Genomic DNA, 13784 nt, shown 5'->3' with positions numbered 1-13784 from the left:
TCGGGCTGCTGTGCTGGGACGCCGTGTTCGCGGCCGTGCCCGGCGCGTTCTTCCACCCGTTCCAGCGCGGCCCGGCCGATCTGCACGCGCCCGATTTCCGGCTGCGTCGCGCGGCGCAACTCGACGCGAGCCTGGCCGAACTCGATACCGGCGCGTATCGCGACACCATCGCGCGCCGCTACCGCGAGAAGGCCGGGCTGCAATCGCCGTTCGTGTTCTGGGGCGCGCTCGACGACGCGCTGCTGGCGCTCGCTCTCGACTGCATCGATCCGCGGCATCTGCGCCGCTGCTTCGAGCGCCTGCTCGACGACATCCGCACCAACCGCTCGGGGCTGCCCGACCTGATCCGCTTCTGGCCGGCCGAGCGCCGCTACGAGCTGATCGAGGTGAAGGGGCCGGGCGACCGGCTCCAGGACAACCAGATCCGCTGGCTCGACTACTGCGTCGCGCACGGCGTGCCGGTGCGCGTGATCGACGTCGAATGGGCCGAGCACGCGGCGCGGGAGCTTGGCGCATGAACTACACCGTCGCCGTGCGCGCGATGTGCGAGTTCACCGCGAAAGCCGGCGATCTCGATCTGCGCTTCACGCCCGCGCCGTCGTCGCAGGAGGGCATCGTCGGGCACGGCATCGTCACGTCGCGCCGCGATGACGGCTACGAACGCGAAATCGCGCTGACCGGCGAGCACGGCGGCGTCAGCGTGCGCGGGCGCGCCGACGGCTACGATCCGGCGCTGAACCGGCTGGAGGAAATCAAGACCTATCGCGGCGACCTGAACCGCATGCCGGCCAACCACCGCGCGCTGCACTGGGCGCAGGCGCGCGTGTACGGGCATCTGCTCTGCAAGATGCGCGATCTGGCGAATCTGACGGTGGCGATCGTCTATTACGACGTCGATTCGCAGCGCGAATCGGTGCTGACCGAAACCCACAGCGCCGATTCGCTGCGCGATTGGTTCGAAGCGCAGTGCGAGCGCTTCGCCGTGTTCGCGGCCAGCGAGGCCGCGCATCGCGAGGCGCGCGACGCCGCGCTGCGCGTGCTGCCGTTTCCGCACGGCGCGTTCCGCAGCGGCCAGCGCGCGCTGGCGGCCGACGTCTATCGCGCGGCGCGCGACGGCCGCGCGCTGCTCGCGCAGGCGCCCACCGGCATCGGCAAGACGGTCGGCACGCTGTTCCCGATGCTGCGCGCCTGCGGCGACGGCTATCTCGACCGCGTGCTGTTCCTGACCGCCAAGACGCCCGGCCGCGCGCTCGCGCTCGACGCGCTGGAACTGCTGCGCGGCGCGCATGGGGCGGCGGCGCAAGCCGAGCAGTCCGAGCAGTCCGAGCAGTCCGAGCAGTCCGAGCAGTCCGAGCAGTCCGAACAAGCCGAACAAGCCGAACAAGCCGAACAAGCCGAACAAGCCGAACAAGCCGAACAAGCCGAACAAGCCGAACAAGCCGAACAAGCCGAACAAGCCGAGGCCGCCGCGCGCGTCGAACAGGCCGAAGCGCACGCCCCGGCCGCGGCCAAAACCGCGTCGCAGCCCGCCGCCGCCTTCGCCGAAGCGCCGATCCTGCCGCTGCGCACGCTCGAACTGGTGGCGCGCGACAAGGCCTGCGAGCACCCCGACCGCGCCTGCCACGGTGAATCGTGCCCGCTCGCGCGCGGCTTCTTCGACCGTCTCGACGGCGCGCGCAGCGACGCGCTGGCCCGCTACCGGCTCGATCGCGCGACGGTGCGCGAGGTCGCGCTCGCCCACGACATCTGCCCGTACTACCTCGCGCAGGAGCTGGCGCGCTGGAGCGACGTGATCGTCGGCGACTACAACTATTACTACGACGGCAGCGCGCTGCTGCACTCGCTCGCGGTGCAGAACCAATGGCGGATCGGCGTGCTGGTCGACGAGGCGCACAACCTGCTCGACCGCGCGCGCGGCATGTACAGCGCGACGCTCGACCAGTTCGTGATGGCCGATGCCAAGCGCCGCGCCACGCCCGCGCTGGCCGCGCCGCTCGAACGGCTGAACCGCGAATGGAACGCGCTGAACCGCGAGCAGACCGAAAGCTACGTCGTGCACGACACCGTGCCGCAGGCGCTGCTGCTGGCCGCGCAGCGCTTCATCGGCCGCGTCAGCGAGCTGATGGCCGACGTGCCGCTGTCGATCGAGCCGCAGGTGCTGCAGTTTGCGTTCGACGCGATGCATTTCGTCAATCTGGCCGAACAGTTCGACACGCATTCGATCTTCGATGCCACGCTGGTGGAGGGCGAGGCCGCGCGGGTGCGCGGCTCGCGCGGCGGCAAGGCCAAATCGGTGCTGTGCGTGCGCAACGTGATTCCGGCCGATTTCCTCGCGCCGCGGCACGCGCTCGCGCGCGCCACGGTGCTGTTCTCGGGCACGTTGACGCCGTTCCATTTCTATCTCGACACGCTCGGGCTGCCCGAGGCCACGCCGTCGCTCGACGTCGACGGCCCGTTCCGCGCCGAGCAGCTTGCCGTGCGCGTGGCCGGGCATGTGTCGACGCGCTGGCGCGATCGCGACGGCTCGCTCGCGCCGATCGTCGAGCTGATCGCCCGGCAATACGCCGAGCGGCCCGGCAACTATCTGGGTTTCCTGAGCAGCTTCGATTACCTGCGGCGCGTCGTCGAACTGATGCGCGAACGCCATCCCGACGTGCCGGTATGGATGCAGGAGCGCGGCATGGGCGAGGCCGCGCGCGACGCGTTCCTCGCGCGGTTTCGCGACGGCGGGCAGGGCGTGGGATTCGCCGTGCTCGGCGGGGCGTTCGCCGAGGGCATCGACTTGGTGGGCGACAAGCTGATCGGCGCGTTCATCGCCACGCTCGGGCTGCCGCAGGTCAATGCGGTCAACGAGCAGATGCGGCGCGCGCTCGATGCGCGCTTCGGCAGCGGCTACGACTACATGTATCTGTTTCCGGGCATGCAGAAGGTCGTGCAGGCCGCCGGGCGCGTGATCCGTACCGAACGCGACGAGGGGGTGGTGCACCTGATCGACGACCGGTATCGGCGGCGCGAGGTGCAGCGGTTGCTGCCGAAGTGGTGGCGGATCGATTGAGGCGGTACGCCGGGGCACCGATCCGCACAGCCTATGTGCCAACATGCCGGCTGCGCTCGGGCACGATGCCGATGTTCGAGCGCGCCGTATAAAAAAGACAGGCCGGCGATCCGATCATTGCGATTGCCGGTTCCAATCGCGCCAAATACAGGGGCCAGCGCATTGTGACCGATCGGTTCGTGGTGGTATATGAAATTGCCATGCCGGATGGCGGATGGGCTGCGCCCTGGCTCGCGGTTGCGATCGTCGTCTCGGCCGTGTTGCTTGTGCTCTCTGATCTGACCGACCGCACGCGACCGCTGGTATGGCCGAGATTGAAGTCGATCTCGGTCGAGTCGCCGAGAGAATGGATCGTATTGTTCGCCGTGTTCGTGGTGGCGGTGTCGGCCGTGATGATCGTGCTGCACGATCGTGCAGCCGAGCGGCGTCAGCAGGTTTTCGCCAGCGCGCTCGCGCGCGGCGAGGTGCAGCGGGTGGAAGGGCCGGTCACGGATTTTGTGCCGATGCCATACGGCGGGCACGCGCTCGAGCGTTTTTGCGTCGCCGGCACGTGCTTTTCGTATTCCGATTTCCAGCCGACCGGCGGATTCAGCCACACCGCCTCGCATGGCGGGCCGATCAGGGCAGGGGAAGTGGTACGGGTGAGCTATCTTTGCGGCACCATCCTGCGACTGGAGATGCTGGCCGCCCGGCCGCCGATGCGCGCGGCGCCGGCGGCCGGGCCTTGATCAGGCAGCTTCGCGTTGGTCGGGGTGTTCTGCGCTGCCTGCCGCCGCTTCCGGCGGAATCCCGATCTTCCAGACGAACACCGGCTCCGTGCCGTTGACCGAGCGATCCCCGACGATCCGCGCCTTGTAGATCACCGGGTTGTGCGACGACACCGTGCGCGCGTTGCGCCAATGCCGGTCGAGCGCCGCCGCCTCGCGCGTGGCCGACGCGCCGAGCGCGTTGAACAGATGCGAACCGGCGCGCTGCGCCAGCTCGGTCACCACCACTTGGCCCTGCGCCGATTCCAGCTCCGCCTCGACGTTGGCCGCGTGCTCGGCCGGCGTATCCGCGCCGTCGTGCAGTTCGTAGGCGCGCTGGGCCGGTTCGGCGGCGCGCACCGCGATCGCCTCGGCCGCGTAGGCCCACGACGCCACTTCGCCCACCACCTGAAGCACCTGCGGATCGTCGGCTGCGCGCGCGGCCGCGCCGTGGCTGTAGACGCGCCTGCGTTCGCGCACCAGCCGCGCCGTGTCGCGTTCGGCCGCGCGCGCGATGCCGGCCAGAGTCGCCAGATGGAACAACTGGTAGAACGCCGTCTGGTAGCGGAAACGCTGCGAGAACGGAATCAGCCCGTGCGGATCGACGCGCGCGCCCTTGAAGCGCGCCGTGCCGCTGGCCGTGGTGCGCTGGCCGAAGCCGTCCCAATCGTCGTCGATCTCGACGCCGGGCTGTTTGGCGGCGACGGCCGCGATCACCGGCAGGCCGTCCTCGGCGCGCTGCGCGTAGACGTCGATCCAGTCGGCGTACAGGCTGCCCGTGGTGTAGAACTTCTCGCCGTCGACCACCCATTCGCCGTCGCGCCGATGCACCTTGGTGCCGGCCTCGCCCAGCACCGCCTCGCCGATCTCGCTCCAGGCATTGCCGGCCAGATCGCCGGCGGCGAAGCGCGCCAGCCAGACGTCGCGCGCCTCGCCGGGCGCGGCGTTGAGCCAATCCTCGACGAACGCGAAATGGCCGCGCAGCGCCTGCGGCAGGTTCGAATCGGCGGCGGCCAGCTCGGTCAGCAGGCGGAACAGTTGCGGCAGCGAGGCGCCCGCGCCGCCTGCGCTGGCCGGCACGCGTACCGCGCCGAAGCCGGCCTCGCGCAGCCAGCGAATCGGCTCGACGGGCAGCGTGCGGGTGCGGTCGCGCTCGGCCGCACCTTCGGCGATGCGCGCGAACACGGGGCGAAAGCGCGCGGCGAGCGCATCGTAATCGGTGCCGGTCGAGAGGGCCGGACGGTTGGCGGTGTGCGGCATGGCGGAGGTTCCTCGCTCGTGGATCGAAATCGAGTTATACGAAGCGGCGCGCGCCGCTGACAACGAACGAGTTTGCGAATCGATATTCCGCATAGCAGGAAAGCTAAGCGGCAATTAAGCGAATGCCGGAATTTTGATTTGAATATCGATTAATCGTTAGGTGCCTTATATATCGATGATTCGATATAAAAATAAACATTGTAAATTTGTAATTGACGCTACTAAAAACAGCATGCTAATTTTGCGCCGTCCTCGAAGCGATTCGAGGATTCCGAAACATAATGAGAACCGTATTTTCAATCACGTATGGGGACCGACATGGCAGAACTTTATCCGTTCAATCACACGGGCAATTTCACGATCGGCAAGCCGGGCCTGCCGGGCGGCCTGCTGCTGAAGGCAATTCTCACGGTGCCGCAAGGCAGCAGCAAGGTGACGGGCATCGGCGTGCTGACCCAGGCCACGAATCCGCCGCTGCATAACGAAACGGCGTTCAACGGCTCGGTGCACGCACTGGGCCTGGGCGAGGCCAAGCAGGTGTACGCGCTGCAAGGCTCGGCGATTCCGCCGCTGCTGGGCGCGCCGCATGTGACGGAACTGCTGATTCAGCTCGACGGTATCTGGGGCAAGGCCGGCAAGGCGTCGTACACGTACGTGCTCGGCGATACGGTGCATCGCATCGAAGATCAGGACGTGGCCGTGCAATGGCTGCTGCAAAACAACGAACGCGCGGCTTGAACGCGGCGTTGCGTTGTCATGAACCTGCCCGATCCGATCGGGCAGGTTTTTGTCTATTTAAATTTTGAAATCCGGATATTAATCGAGTGAATTGATTTCGCTTCGCCTTACCGCCGGATCGCCCAGCAATTCCCCCAGCGTTCGAATCGCGCGTTCGATGTCGTCGCGCCACGGATGGCCGAAATTCACGCGAATGCAATTCGCGAACGCATGCGAGGCCGAAAAGATCGGCCCCGGCGCGAGCCCGACGCCGCGCGCCAGCGCACGCGCATGCAGCGCCATCGCATCGATCTCGTCCGGTAATTCGATCCACACGAAATAGCCGCCTTGCGGGCGCGTCCAGCGCACCTCGCGCGGCAGCCAGCGCGCGATCGCGCGCGCCATCGCGTCCAACTGCGTTTCGAGCGCGCCGCGCAGCTTGCGCAGATGGCGATCGTAGCCGCCGTGTTCGAGGTAATCGGCCAGCCCGGCCTGTACCGGGATGCTGGCCGAGATGGTGGTCATCAGCTTCAGGCGCTGCACGCGCGCCGCGAAGCGCCCGGCCGACGCCCAGCCGATCCGGTAGCCGGGCGCGAGCGTTTTCGAGAACGAACTGCAATGCATGACGAGGCCGTGCCGGTCGAACGCGCGCGCGGGCAGCGGCGCGCGCGCGCCGAAATACAGCTCGCCGTACACGTCGTCTTCGATCAGCGGCACCTGGTGGCGCGCCAGCAATTCCACCAGCTCGCGCTTGCGCGCCTCGGCCAGCAGGGCGCCGGTGGGGTTCTGAAAGCTCGTCATGAACCAGCAGGCGCGGATCGGATGGCGCGCGAGCGCCTCGGCCAGCGCGTCGAGATCGAGGCCCGTGACCGGATCGACGGGAATCTCCACGGCGCGCAGGTCGAGCCGTTCGATCGCCTGCAGCGCGGCGTAGAAGCCGGGCGCCTCGACAGCCACCACGTCGCCGGGGCGCGTGACGGCCATCAGGCACAGGTTCAGCGCTTCGAGCGCGCCGTTGGTCACGACGATCTCGTCGAGCGGCTGCGCGATGCCGAGCCCGAGGTAGCGCAGCGCGATCTGGCGGCGCAACGCCTCGTTGCCGGGCGGCAGATCGACCACGGTGCTCCACGGATCGAGCTCGCGCGCGGCGCTGGCCAGCGATTTGGCCAGCCGCGGCAGCGGGAATAGCGCCGGGGACGGGAACGCCGAGCCGAGCGGCGCGATGTCGGGGCGCTTGACGGCGTCGAGCACGGAGAACACGAGTTCGCTGATATCCACCCGCGTGGATGGCGGATGCGCGGCCGGCTCGGCATCGGCGGCCGGCACGGCGGCCAGCCTTGCGCCCGGCGCGACGAAATAGCCCGAACGTTCGCGGGCCCGGATCAAGCCCCATTCCTCGAGCAGGTAATAGGCGCGGAACACCGTGGATTGGCTGACGCCATGCTGCGCGATGATCTGGCGCAGCGACGGCAGCCGCGCGCCCACCGCCACGTTGCCCGAGCGGATCTCGTCGGCCAGCGCGTGCGCGAGCGCCTCGTAGCGCGTGCCGGGGGCGGCCTGGCCGGTGCGGCGCGTCATTGCGCGCGCCTTGCGCCGCCAATATGGCCTGCGCCGCGCGCGTGGGGCGGGCGGCAGGCGAGGGCGGCGGGAGCTGGGAACATGGCGAGGCGCTCGATGCAAGGAAGGCAGGACGGCGATTGTAGGGGATCGATCGAAAGCCGAACAGCCAGCCGAATAGCCGGCGCCCGGGAGGCCGACGAGCCGAAGCCGGGCAATCCCGCGCGCGCCATCGGCCCGCAACCGAGCGAAGCGCCAGGGCTTCCCAGCGCAAGCCCTTTCCTTTTCAGGTTTAATCGGTTGGTCGCGTCGATCCGCCGCACTAGCATGGTGCGCATCGACATCCCGCGCGCCGCCTTGCCGTTTCGCCAGATTGGCGCGGCGCGTCCCACATCCCCGGAGGAACCCCGCTATGGCAACCCGCTCGCTCGGCAGTTCGGATATTCAGGTGTCGCCGCTGATGTTCGGCGGCAACGTGTTCGGCTGGACCGCCGACGAAGCCACGTCGTTTTCGCTGCTCGACGCGCTCGAAGACACGGGCATCAACTTCATCGACACCGCCGACGTCTATTCCGCCTGGGTGCCCGGCAACCAGGGCGGCGAATCGGAAACGATCCTCGGCAAGTGGTTCAAGCGTTCGGGCAAGCGCGACCGCTTCGTGCTGGCGACCAAGGTGGGCATGCTCGAGGCGCGCGCCGGGCTGTCGCGCGAGAACATCCTGAAGGCCGTGGACGATTCGCTGCGCCGCTTGCAGACCGACTACATCGATCTGTATTTCTCGCATCGCGATTTCGCCGATTCGGCGTCTCTCGAAGAAACGCTGGGCGCGTACCGCACGCTGGTGGACGCGGGCAAGGTGCGGATCGTCGGCGCGTCGAACTACAGCGGCGCGCGGCTGCGCGAAGCGGCCGAGATCAGCCGGCGCGACGGCCTGCCGGCCTATCAGGTGATCCAGCCCGAGTACAACCTCTACGACCGCGCCGATTACGAACGCGATCTCGAGCCGGTCGTGAACGATCTGAAGCTGGGCGTGGTCAGCTATTACGCGCTGGCCAGCGGCTTCCTGAGCGGCAAATACCGCAGCCAGGCCGATTTCGGCAAGAGCAAGCGCGGCTCGCGCGTCGAGAAATACCTGAACCCGCGCGGCCTGCGGATTCTCGATGCGCTCGACGCCCTGGCCGAGCGGCACGGCGCCACGCCGGCATCGGTGGCGCTGGCCTGGCAGATCGCCCGGCCCAGCATCACCGCGCCGATCGCCAGCGCCACCTCGCTCGAGCAATTGAAGGCGCTGGGCGAGGCGATTCGCCTGACGCTGAGCGTCGACGACGTGCGTCAGCTCGACGAGGCCAGCGCGGCCTGAGCGCCGTTTTTCCCCAAGCCAGCCTGGCTGGCGGCCTGACGCCAAGCGGCCCGGCGCACGATGTGCCCGGACCGCTGCCTTTTCTGCTCAGGGAGTTGGCGGCGCGGCCGCCGCTCAGGCCGGCAGCTTGCGGAACGCCACAGCAAAGCGGTTCCACGCATTGATCGCGCCGACCAGCAGCGTCAGATCCACCAGCTCGGCGTCGCCGAAATGCGGGCGCACGGCCTGCCAGACGGCGTCGGGCACATGTTCGTGCGATACCAGCGTCAGTGCTTCCGTCCATTCGAGCGCGGCGCGTTCGCGTTCGGTGAAGAACGGCGATTCGCGCCACACCACCACCGTGGCGAGCCGGCGCTCGGTTTCGCCGTTCTTGCGCGCGTCGGTGGTGTGCATGTCGACGCAATAGGCGCAGCCGTTGATCTGCGAGGCGCGCAGCCGCACGAGTTCGACCAGCGTATGGTCGAGCGCGCAGCGTTCGATATGCGCTTCCAGCGCGAGCATGGCCTTGATGGCGGGCGGGTTGGCTTGATAGAAATCGAGGCGGGACGACATGCTGAACTCCGTGTTGATTGAAGGGCGCGCGGTGACGCGGCGAACACAGAGTAGGGCGGCGAATGGCTATGAAAAATGTCCAATTTCTGGAATTTTCAGGTAGCCATCGAAGGGAAGAGAGGGCGCGACGCCATCTGGCCGCTTGACTTGATCGTGTCATCGGCAGGAACGGAAACTGCCGAAGCAGCGGCCCGCGCGCCGAAATGATTCATCCCGAATAGTGGATTTCGCGAAACGTTCTTGCAGAACGGTCGTGCGGAATCCGGTTGCGGAGATTGCCGCCATTTTCGTGAATTGATCGGCGGAAAACGCCCGACTGACGCATGTTCCGCATCAATCGCGAAAAGGTGCCGAACATTGTGTCGCGACTGTAACGTTTGCAAGTGTAAGGATTTGCGTTAAGTCATTCTTTGGCTAGAATCGGCCTATCTAAAAAAGGGGGCGGTGCGATCGTGGCGTGTCATGATCCCTCGCCCGCCAACGACGTACTGACATCGATGACGAACCGCCGACGCCTTTTCGATATCCGCGTATCGACCCACCGCGCCGCCTTCAGCCATCTGGCCCGCGAGGCGGCCCAGGCCTGCCGCCGCTGGCTCGGCGCTGCCGCGCTGCTGGCTTCGGCGGTGGCCGTCGCGCCCGCCGCGCTGGCGGACGACGCGAGCCCGGCGCCGCAAGCCGGGCAACAAGCTACGCAACAGGCCGCCGCGGCGAGCGCCGCCAACGGCGCGCAGCCGTCGTTCGCGCTGTATTACGGCAAGCGTCCGCCGGTCGAACTGCTGTCCGCCTACGACGCGGCCGTGATCGAGCCCGACAGCGGCTTCGATCCGCGCATGCACCCGATGCAGCACACGACGTGGTTCGCCTATGCGAGCGTCGGCGAAGTGCTGCCGTCGCGCGACTATTACAAAGACATCCCGAAATCCTGGTTCGCCGGCAGCAACACCACCTGGGCCTCGCGCGTGATCGACCAGAGCCAGCCCGAATGGCCGGCGTTCTTCGTCGATCGCGTGATTCGTCCGCTGTGGGAGAAGGGCTATCGCGGCTTCTTCCTCGACACGCTCGATTCGTATCAGCTCGCCGCCACCACGCCCGAGGCGCGTGCGCGCCAGGAAGCCGGCATGGTGGCCGTGATCCGCGCGATCCGCGCCAAGTACCCCACGGCCAAGCTGATCCTGAACCGCGGCTTCGAGATCCTGCCGCAGGTGCACGACCAGGTGTACGCGGTGGCGTTCGAATCGCTCTATCACGGCTGGAACCAGGGGCAGCAGCGCTACCTGCCGGTGCCGCAGGCCGACCGCGACTGGCTGCTCGGCCAGGCCCGCACGATCCGTTCGCAATACAACCTGCCGGTGATCTCGATCGATTACTGCGCGCCGGCCGACCATGCCTGCGCGCGCGATTCGATCGACCGCATCCGCGCCGACGGCCTGGTGCCCTACGTGACCGACGGCGCGCTCGCGACGATGGGCGTGGGCGCGGTGCAGCCGATGCGCCGCAAGATCCTGCTGGTGCAGGATCCGCCGCCGCGCACCGATCTCGACGTGTCGCCGGGCGTGCGCTTCCTGGCGATGCCGCTGAACTACCTGGGCTACGAAATCGACTACATCGACGCGCGCGGCGACCTGCCGCAAGGCGATCTGTCGGACCGCTACGCCGGCGTGGTGCTCTGGCTCAACAACGACGTGCCGCGCGGCGGCGCCTATCGCGCCTGGCTCGAGGCGCAGGTGGACGCGCACATGCCGATGGCCGTGTTCACGTCGTTCGGCACGCAGCTCGACGAACGGCTGGCCTCCAAGCTCGACCTGACGATGGTCAACGGCGCGCCGGTCAAGAACCACCTCGACGTCGAATCGCTCGACCCGCGCATGATGGGCTTCGAGATGAAGCCGTTGCCCGATCCGCGCGACTACACGGCGGTGCGCGTCGGCCCGCACAGCCATTCGCTGCTGCGCCTGCGCTCGGGCAGCAAGTTCGAGATCGACGGCGCGGCCATCACGCCGTGGGGCGGTTACGTGATGCGCCCGTTCGGCGTGTATTCGCTGGCCGCCGTCAATCAGGCGCGCTGGGTCACGCAGCCGATCGAATTCCTGCGCGCCGCGCTGCGCCTGCCGACCGACATGCCGGTGCCCGACACCACCACCGAAAACGGCCGCCGCCTGCTGATGTCGCACATCGACGGCGACGGTTTCGCCTCGCGCGCCGAATATTCGACGCCGGGCATGCTGAACACCGACGCCACGCCGCGCTATTCGGGCGACACGCTGTACGAGCTGCTGCGCGATTCGGGCATGCCGACCACGGTGTCGCTGATCGAGGGCGAAGTGACGGACGCCGGCCCGTTCCGCGCCTATGCCGCGCATCTGCGCGAGATCGGCCGCAAGATCTTCGAATTGCCGAACGTCGAGGTGGCCACGCACACCTACACGCACCCGCTGCAGTGGATGCGCGTGACGGGGCTGGGCGTGTCCGACGACGATGCGCCGGCCGAAGGCGCGGGCGACCAGAACAACACGAGCGGGCTGTCGGTCAACATCCCCGGCTACAAGTTCAACATCGACCGCGAGATCGGCGGCTCGATCGACTACATCAACACCAAGATCGCGCCGCCGAACAAGCCCGTGAAGATGGTGCTGTGGAGCGGCGATTGCCAGGTGCCGGAGCCGGTGCTGAAGGCCGCCTACCAGGCCGGCGTGCTGAACCTGAACGGCGGCGACACGGTCATCACCAACAGCTACCCGAGCTGGACGGGCATCGCGCCGCTGGGCGCGCTGAAGGGCGATTACTACCAGATCTACGCGCCGAACCAGAACGAGGAGCTGTACACCGACCTCTGGCACGGCCCGTTCTACGGCTTCTCGCGCGTGCTCGAAACGTTCGCGCTGACCGATTCGCCGATCCGCTTCAAGCCGATGGACATCTACTACCACATGTTCTCGGGCACCAAGCTGGCCGGCGTGCGCGCGCTCAAGGAAGTGTTCAAGGCCGTGCTGGCGATGCCGGTCACGCCGGTGTTCACGTCCACCTATGCGCGCAACGTGCTCGACTGGCGCGACACCAGCATCGTGCGCGACGGCAAGTTCTGGACCGTGCGCAACGCCGGCGACCTGCGCACCGTGCGCCTGCCGGTCGGCCAGGCGCCCGACCTGCGCACCGCCACCGGCGTGGCCGGCTACGCGGCGGGCCCCGGCGGCACCTACGTGCACATGACGGGCGGCGAAGCCCGCTTCAGCGTGATCGACGCCGCCCGCGCGCCGCGCGTGCCGTATCTGGCCGACGCCAACGGCGTCCTGAACAATTTCGAGCGCACCCCGCGCGGCTTCTCGTTCGACCTGCATTCGCTGATCGCGCCGGATTTCCGGCTCGCGAACGCCGGCGCCTGCCGCGTGAGCCGTCACCCCGTTTCCACCGATCCTTCGAGCCTGCATGTTGACGTCGCCTGCGATCTCTGACCGCCAGCGGTTCTTTCCGCTGCCCGCCGTTCTCGCCGTCGGCGCGCTGGTCGGCGCGATGCTGGTGCTCGCCTATCCGCGCGGCAAGCTCGACGCGCCCACGCTGGCCGGCACCGACACGCTGTCGATCGCCTATCTGGAAGCCTGGCTGCGCGTCGAACCGAACAACACCGACGTGGAGACGGCGCTGACGCGCGCCTATCTGCGCGGCGGCCGCGCCGCCGACGTGGATCGCATGGTCGCGCGGCTCGACGCCTCGGGCGAGCCGGCGGCGCGGCTGAACGCGCTGTCGATCCGCATCGCGATCGCGCAGCGCAACCTCTATTCGCTGAAGACCACCGATCCGGCCCGCGCCGCGCGCATCCGCGAGCTCGACGCGCTGCTCGCGCAGGCCGTCGACAAGCCGTGGGACATCGACGCGTTGACCGCGCTCGCGCGCCAGGCGCGCGGCATCGGCGACAACGCGCTGGCCGGCCGTTACTACGCGGAACTGGCCAAACGCGACACCGCGCATACCGACGCCTGGCTGGCCGAACTGGCCACCACGCGGCTCGGCGCGCGCAATTACCGCGACGCGGCCGAGGCGTGGTTCACGGTGCAGACGCACGCCACCACGCGCGCGGCGCGCCGCAGCGCGTTCATCGCGGGCGTCAAGGCGCTGCAATCGGGCAACGACATGCAGGGCGCGATGACCGCCGCCCAGGCGCATGTCGGCGATCTGGCGAGCGACCCGGACACGCTGCGCTTCCTGTCGAACGTCGCGCTGGCCGCCGGCCGGCCCGATCTGGCCGCGCAATACGTGACGCGCCTGCTGCAGGTGTTGGGCGACGCCGGACATCCGGACGGCCAGCAGGCCACCCGGCATGCGGCAACCGACGGCAAGCCGGCCGGTGTCAAACCGGCGAGCCTGCACGTCGCGCCTGCCGGCGACGGCGTTCGCGTCAAGGCCGCCGACGCGCGCAAGCAACGGCAAGCCGCCGACGGCACGCTGGTCGAGCATCGCAACGCGCAGGGCGTGTGGCTGCGCGCCGCGTGGCTGGCGCCGGCTACGCCGCGCGTCAAGCCGGCGCTGCTGCGCGACGCCT

10 protein-coding genes and 1 pseudogene are annotated in these 13784 nt (G+C 68.2%); 8 read left to right on the top strand and 3 right to left on the bottom strand.

Translation table 11 applies throughout. The features are described from left to right. The 3 genes from G3N92_RS22340 to G3N92_RS22330 all read left to right on the top strand — a co-directional run. Positions 1 to 518 (top strand): VRR-NUC domain-containing protein (locus G3N92_RS22340; protein ID WP_206129757.1); only part of this gene is annotated, 518 nt, incomplete at its 5' end. Further along, entirely contained in the window at positions 515 to 3055 is a 2541-nt protein-coding gene (locus G3N92_RS22335) for a helicase C-terminal domain-containing protein (protein ID WP_206129756.1), read from the top strand. The genes G3N92_RS22340 and G3N92_RS22335, both read left to right, overlap by 4 nt. Positions 3056 to 3234: 179 nt before the next feature. Further along, positions 3235 to 3783: a hypothetical protein gene (locus tag G3N92_RS22330; RefSeq protein ID WP_206129755.1), complete on the top strand. Its 549-nt coding sequence runs from the start codon at positions 3235 to 3237 to the stop codon at positions 3781 to 3783. On the opposite strand, the gene G3N92_RS22325 is transcribed toward G3N92_RS22330, so the two are convergent. Beyond that, a complete protein-coding gene (locus tag G3N92_RS22325; protein WP_206129754.1) occupies positions 3784 to 5061 on the bottom strand; it encodes an acyl-CoA dehydrogenase family protein in 1278 nt (425 codons plus the stop codon). 318 nt (positions 5062 to 5379) lie between these two features. On the opposite strand from G3N92_RS22325, the gene G3N92_RS22320 reads away from it, so the two are divergent. Continuing rightward, positions 5380 to 5799: a DUF1842 domain-containing protein gene (locus tag G3N92_RS22320; protein ID WP_206129753.1), complete on the top strand. Its 420-nt coding sequence runs from the start codon at positions 5380 to 5382 to the stop codon at positions 5797 to 5799. 78 nt (positions 5800 to 5877) lie between these two features. Here the strand turns inward: G3N92_RS22320 and G3N92_RS22315 are convergent, their stop codons facing one another. Continuing rightward, positions 5878 to 7356, bottom strand: coding sequence for a PLP-dependent aminotransferase family protein (locus G3N92_RS22315; protein WP_206129752.1), 1479 nt, complete (start codon positions 7354 to 7356; stop codon positions 5878 to 5880). A 391-nt stretch (positions 7357 to 7747) separates the two neighbouring features. Between G3N92_RS22315 and G3N92_RS22310 the strand changes: the two genes are divergently transcribed. Beyond that, the gene (locus G3N92_RS22310; protein ID WP_206129751.1) at positions 7748 to 8695 is read left to right on the top strand and encodes an aldo/keto reductase; all 948 of its coding nucleotides are present in this window, start codon (positions 7748 to 7750) and stop codon (positions 8693 to 8695) included. 114 nt (positions 8696 to 8809) lie between these two features. Here G3N92_RS22310 and G3N92_RS22305 read toward each other — a convergent pair whose 3' ends face one another. Next, complete coding sequence (locus G3N92_RS22305) at positions 8810 to 9247, bottom strand: carboxymuconolactone decarboxylase family protein (RefSeq protein ID WP_206129750.1); 438 nt, start codon at positions 9245 to 9247, stop codon at positions 8810 to 8812. Positions 9248 to 9322: 75 nt separating this feature from the next. Here G3N92_RS22305 and G3N92_RS35355 point away from each other — a divergent pair, with 75 nt between their 5' ends. From G3N92_RS35355 to G3N92_RS22295, 3 genes and pseudogenes are all read left to right on the top strand, one after another. Continuing rightward, positions 9323 to 9454, top strand: coding sequence for a hypothetical protein (locus G3N92_RS35355; RefSeq protein WP_277396192.1), 132 nt, complete (start codon positions 9323 to 9325; stop codon positions 9452 to 9454). A 290-nt stretch (positions 9455 to 9744) separates the two neighbouring features. After that, positions 9745 to 12699 carry a bifunctional glycoside hydrolase 114/ polysaccharide deacetylase family protein gene (locus G3N92_RS22300; RefSeq protein ID WP_241014961.1) on the top strand — a complete coding sequence of 985 codons (2955 nt, stop codon included), beginning with the start codon at positions 9745 to 9747 and terminating at the stop codon, positions 12697 to 12699. Beyond that, positions 12674 to 13784: pseudogene (locus G3N92_RS22295) on the top strand (hypothetical protein); the annotation flags it as partial. The gene G3N92_RS22300 and the pseudogene G3N92_RS22295, both read left to right, overlap by 26 nt.

The sequence above is a fragment of the Burkholderia sp. Ac-20379 genome (assembly GCF_017104645.1).
Classification (GTDB): Bacteria; Pseudomonadota; Gammaproteobacteria; order Burkholderiales; family Burkholderiaceae; genus Burkholderia.
The sequence above is the reverse complement of the archived record's forward strand: the minus strand, read 5'-3'. Positions and strand labels throughout refer to the sequence as shown.

Bases quoted from the DNA above. Each gene is read 5' to 3' on its own strand.
- G3N92_RS22335 (WP_206129756.1), top strand. From the start codon at position 515: ATGAACTACACCGTCGCCGTGCGCGCGATGTGCGAGTTCACCGCGAAA.
- G3N92_RS22325 (WP_206129754.1), bottom strand. From the start codon at position 5,061: ATGCCGCACACCGCCAACCGTCCGGCCCTCTCGACCGGCACCGATTAC.
- G3N92_RS22320 (WP_206129753.1), top strand. From the start codon at position 5,380: ATGGCAGAACTTTATCCGTTCAATCACACGGGCAATTTCACGATCGGC.
- G3N92_RS22315 (WP_206129752.1), bottom strand. From the start codon at position 7,356: ATGACGCGCCGCACCGGCCAGGCCGCCCCCGGCACGCGCTACGAGGCG.
- G3N92_RS22310 (WP_206129751.1), top strand. From the start codon at position 7,748: ATGGCAACCCGCTCGCTCGGCAGTTCGGATATTCAGGTGTCGCCGCTG.
- G3N92_RS22305 (WP_206129750.1), bottom strand. From the start codon at position 9,247: ATGTCGTCCCGCCTCGATTTCTATCAAGCCAACCCGCCCGCCATCAAG.
- G3N92_RS35355 (WP_277396192.1), top strand. From the start codon at position 9,323: ATGTCCAATTTCTGGAATTTTCAGGTAGCCATCGAAGGGAAGAGAGGG.
- G3N92_RS22300 (WP_241014961.1), top strand. From the start codon at position 9,745: ATGACGAACCGCCGACGCCTTTTCGATATCCGCGTATCGACCCACCGC.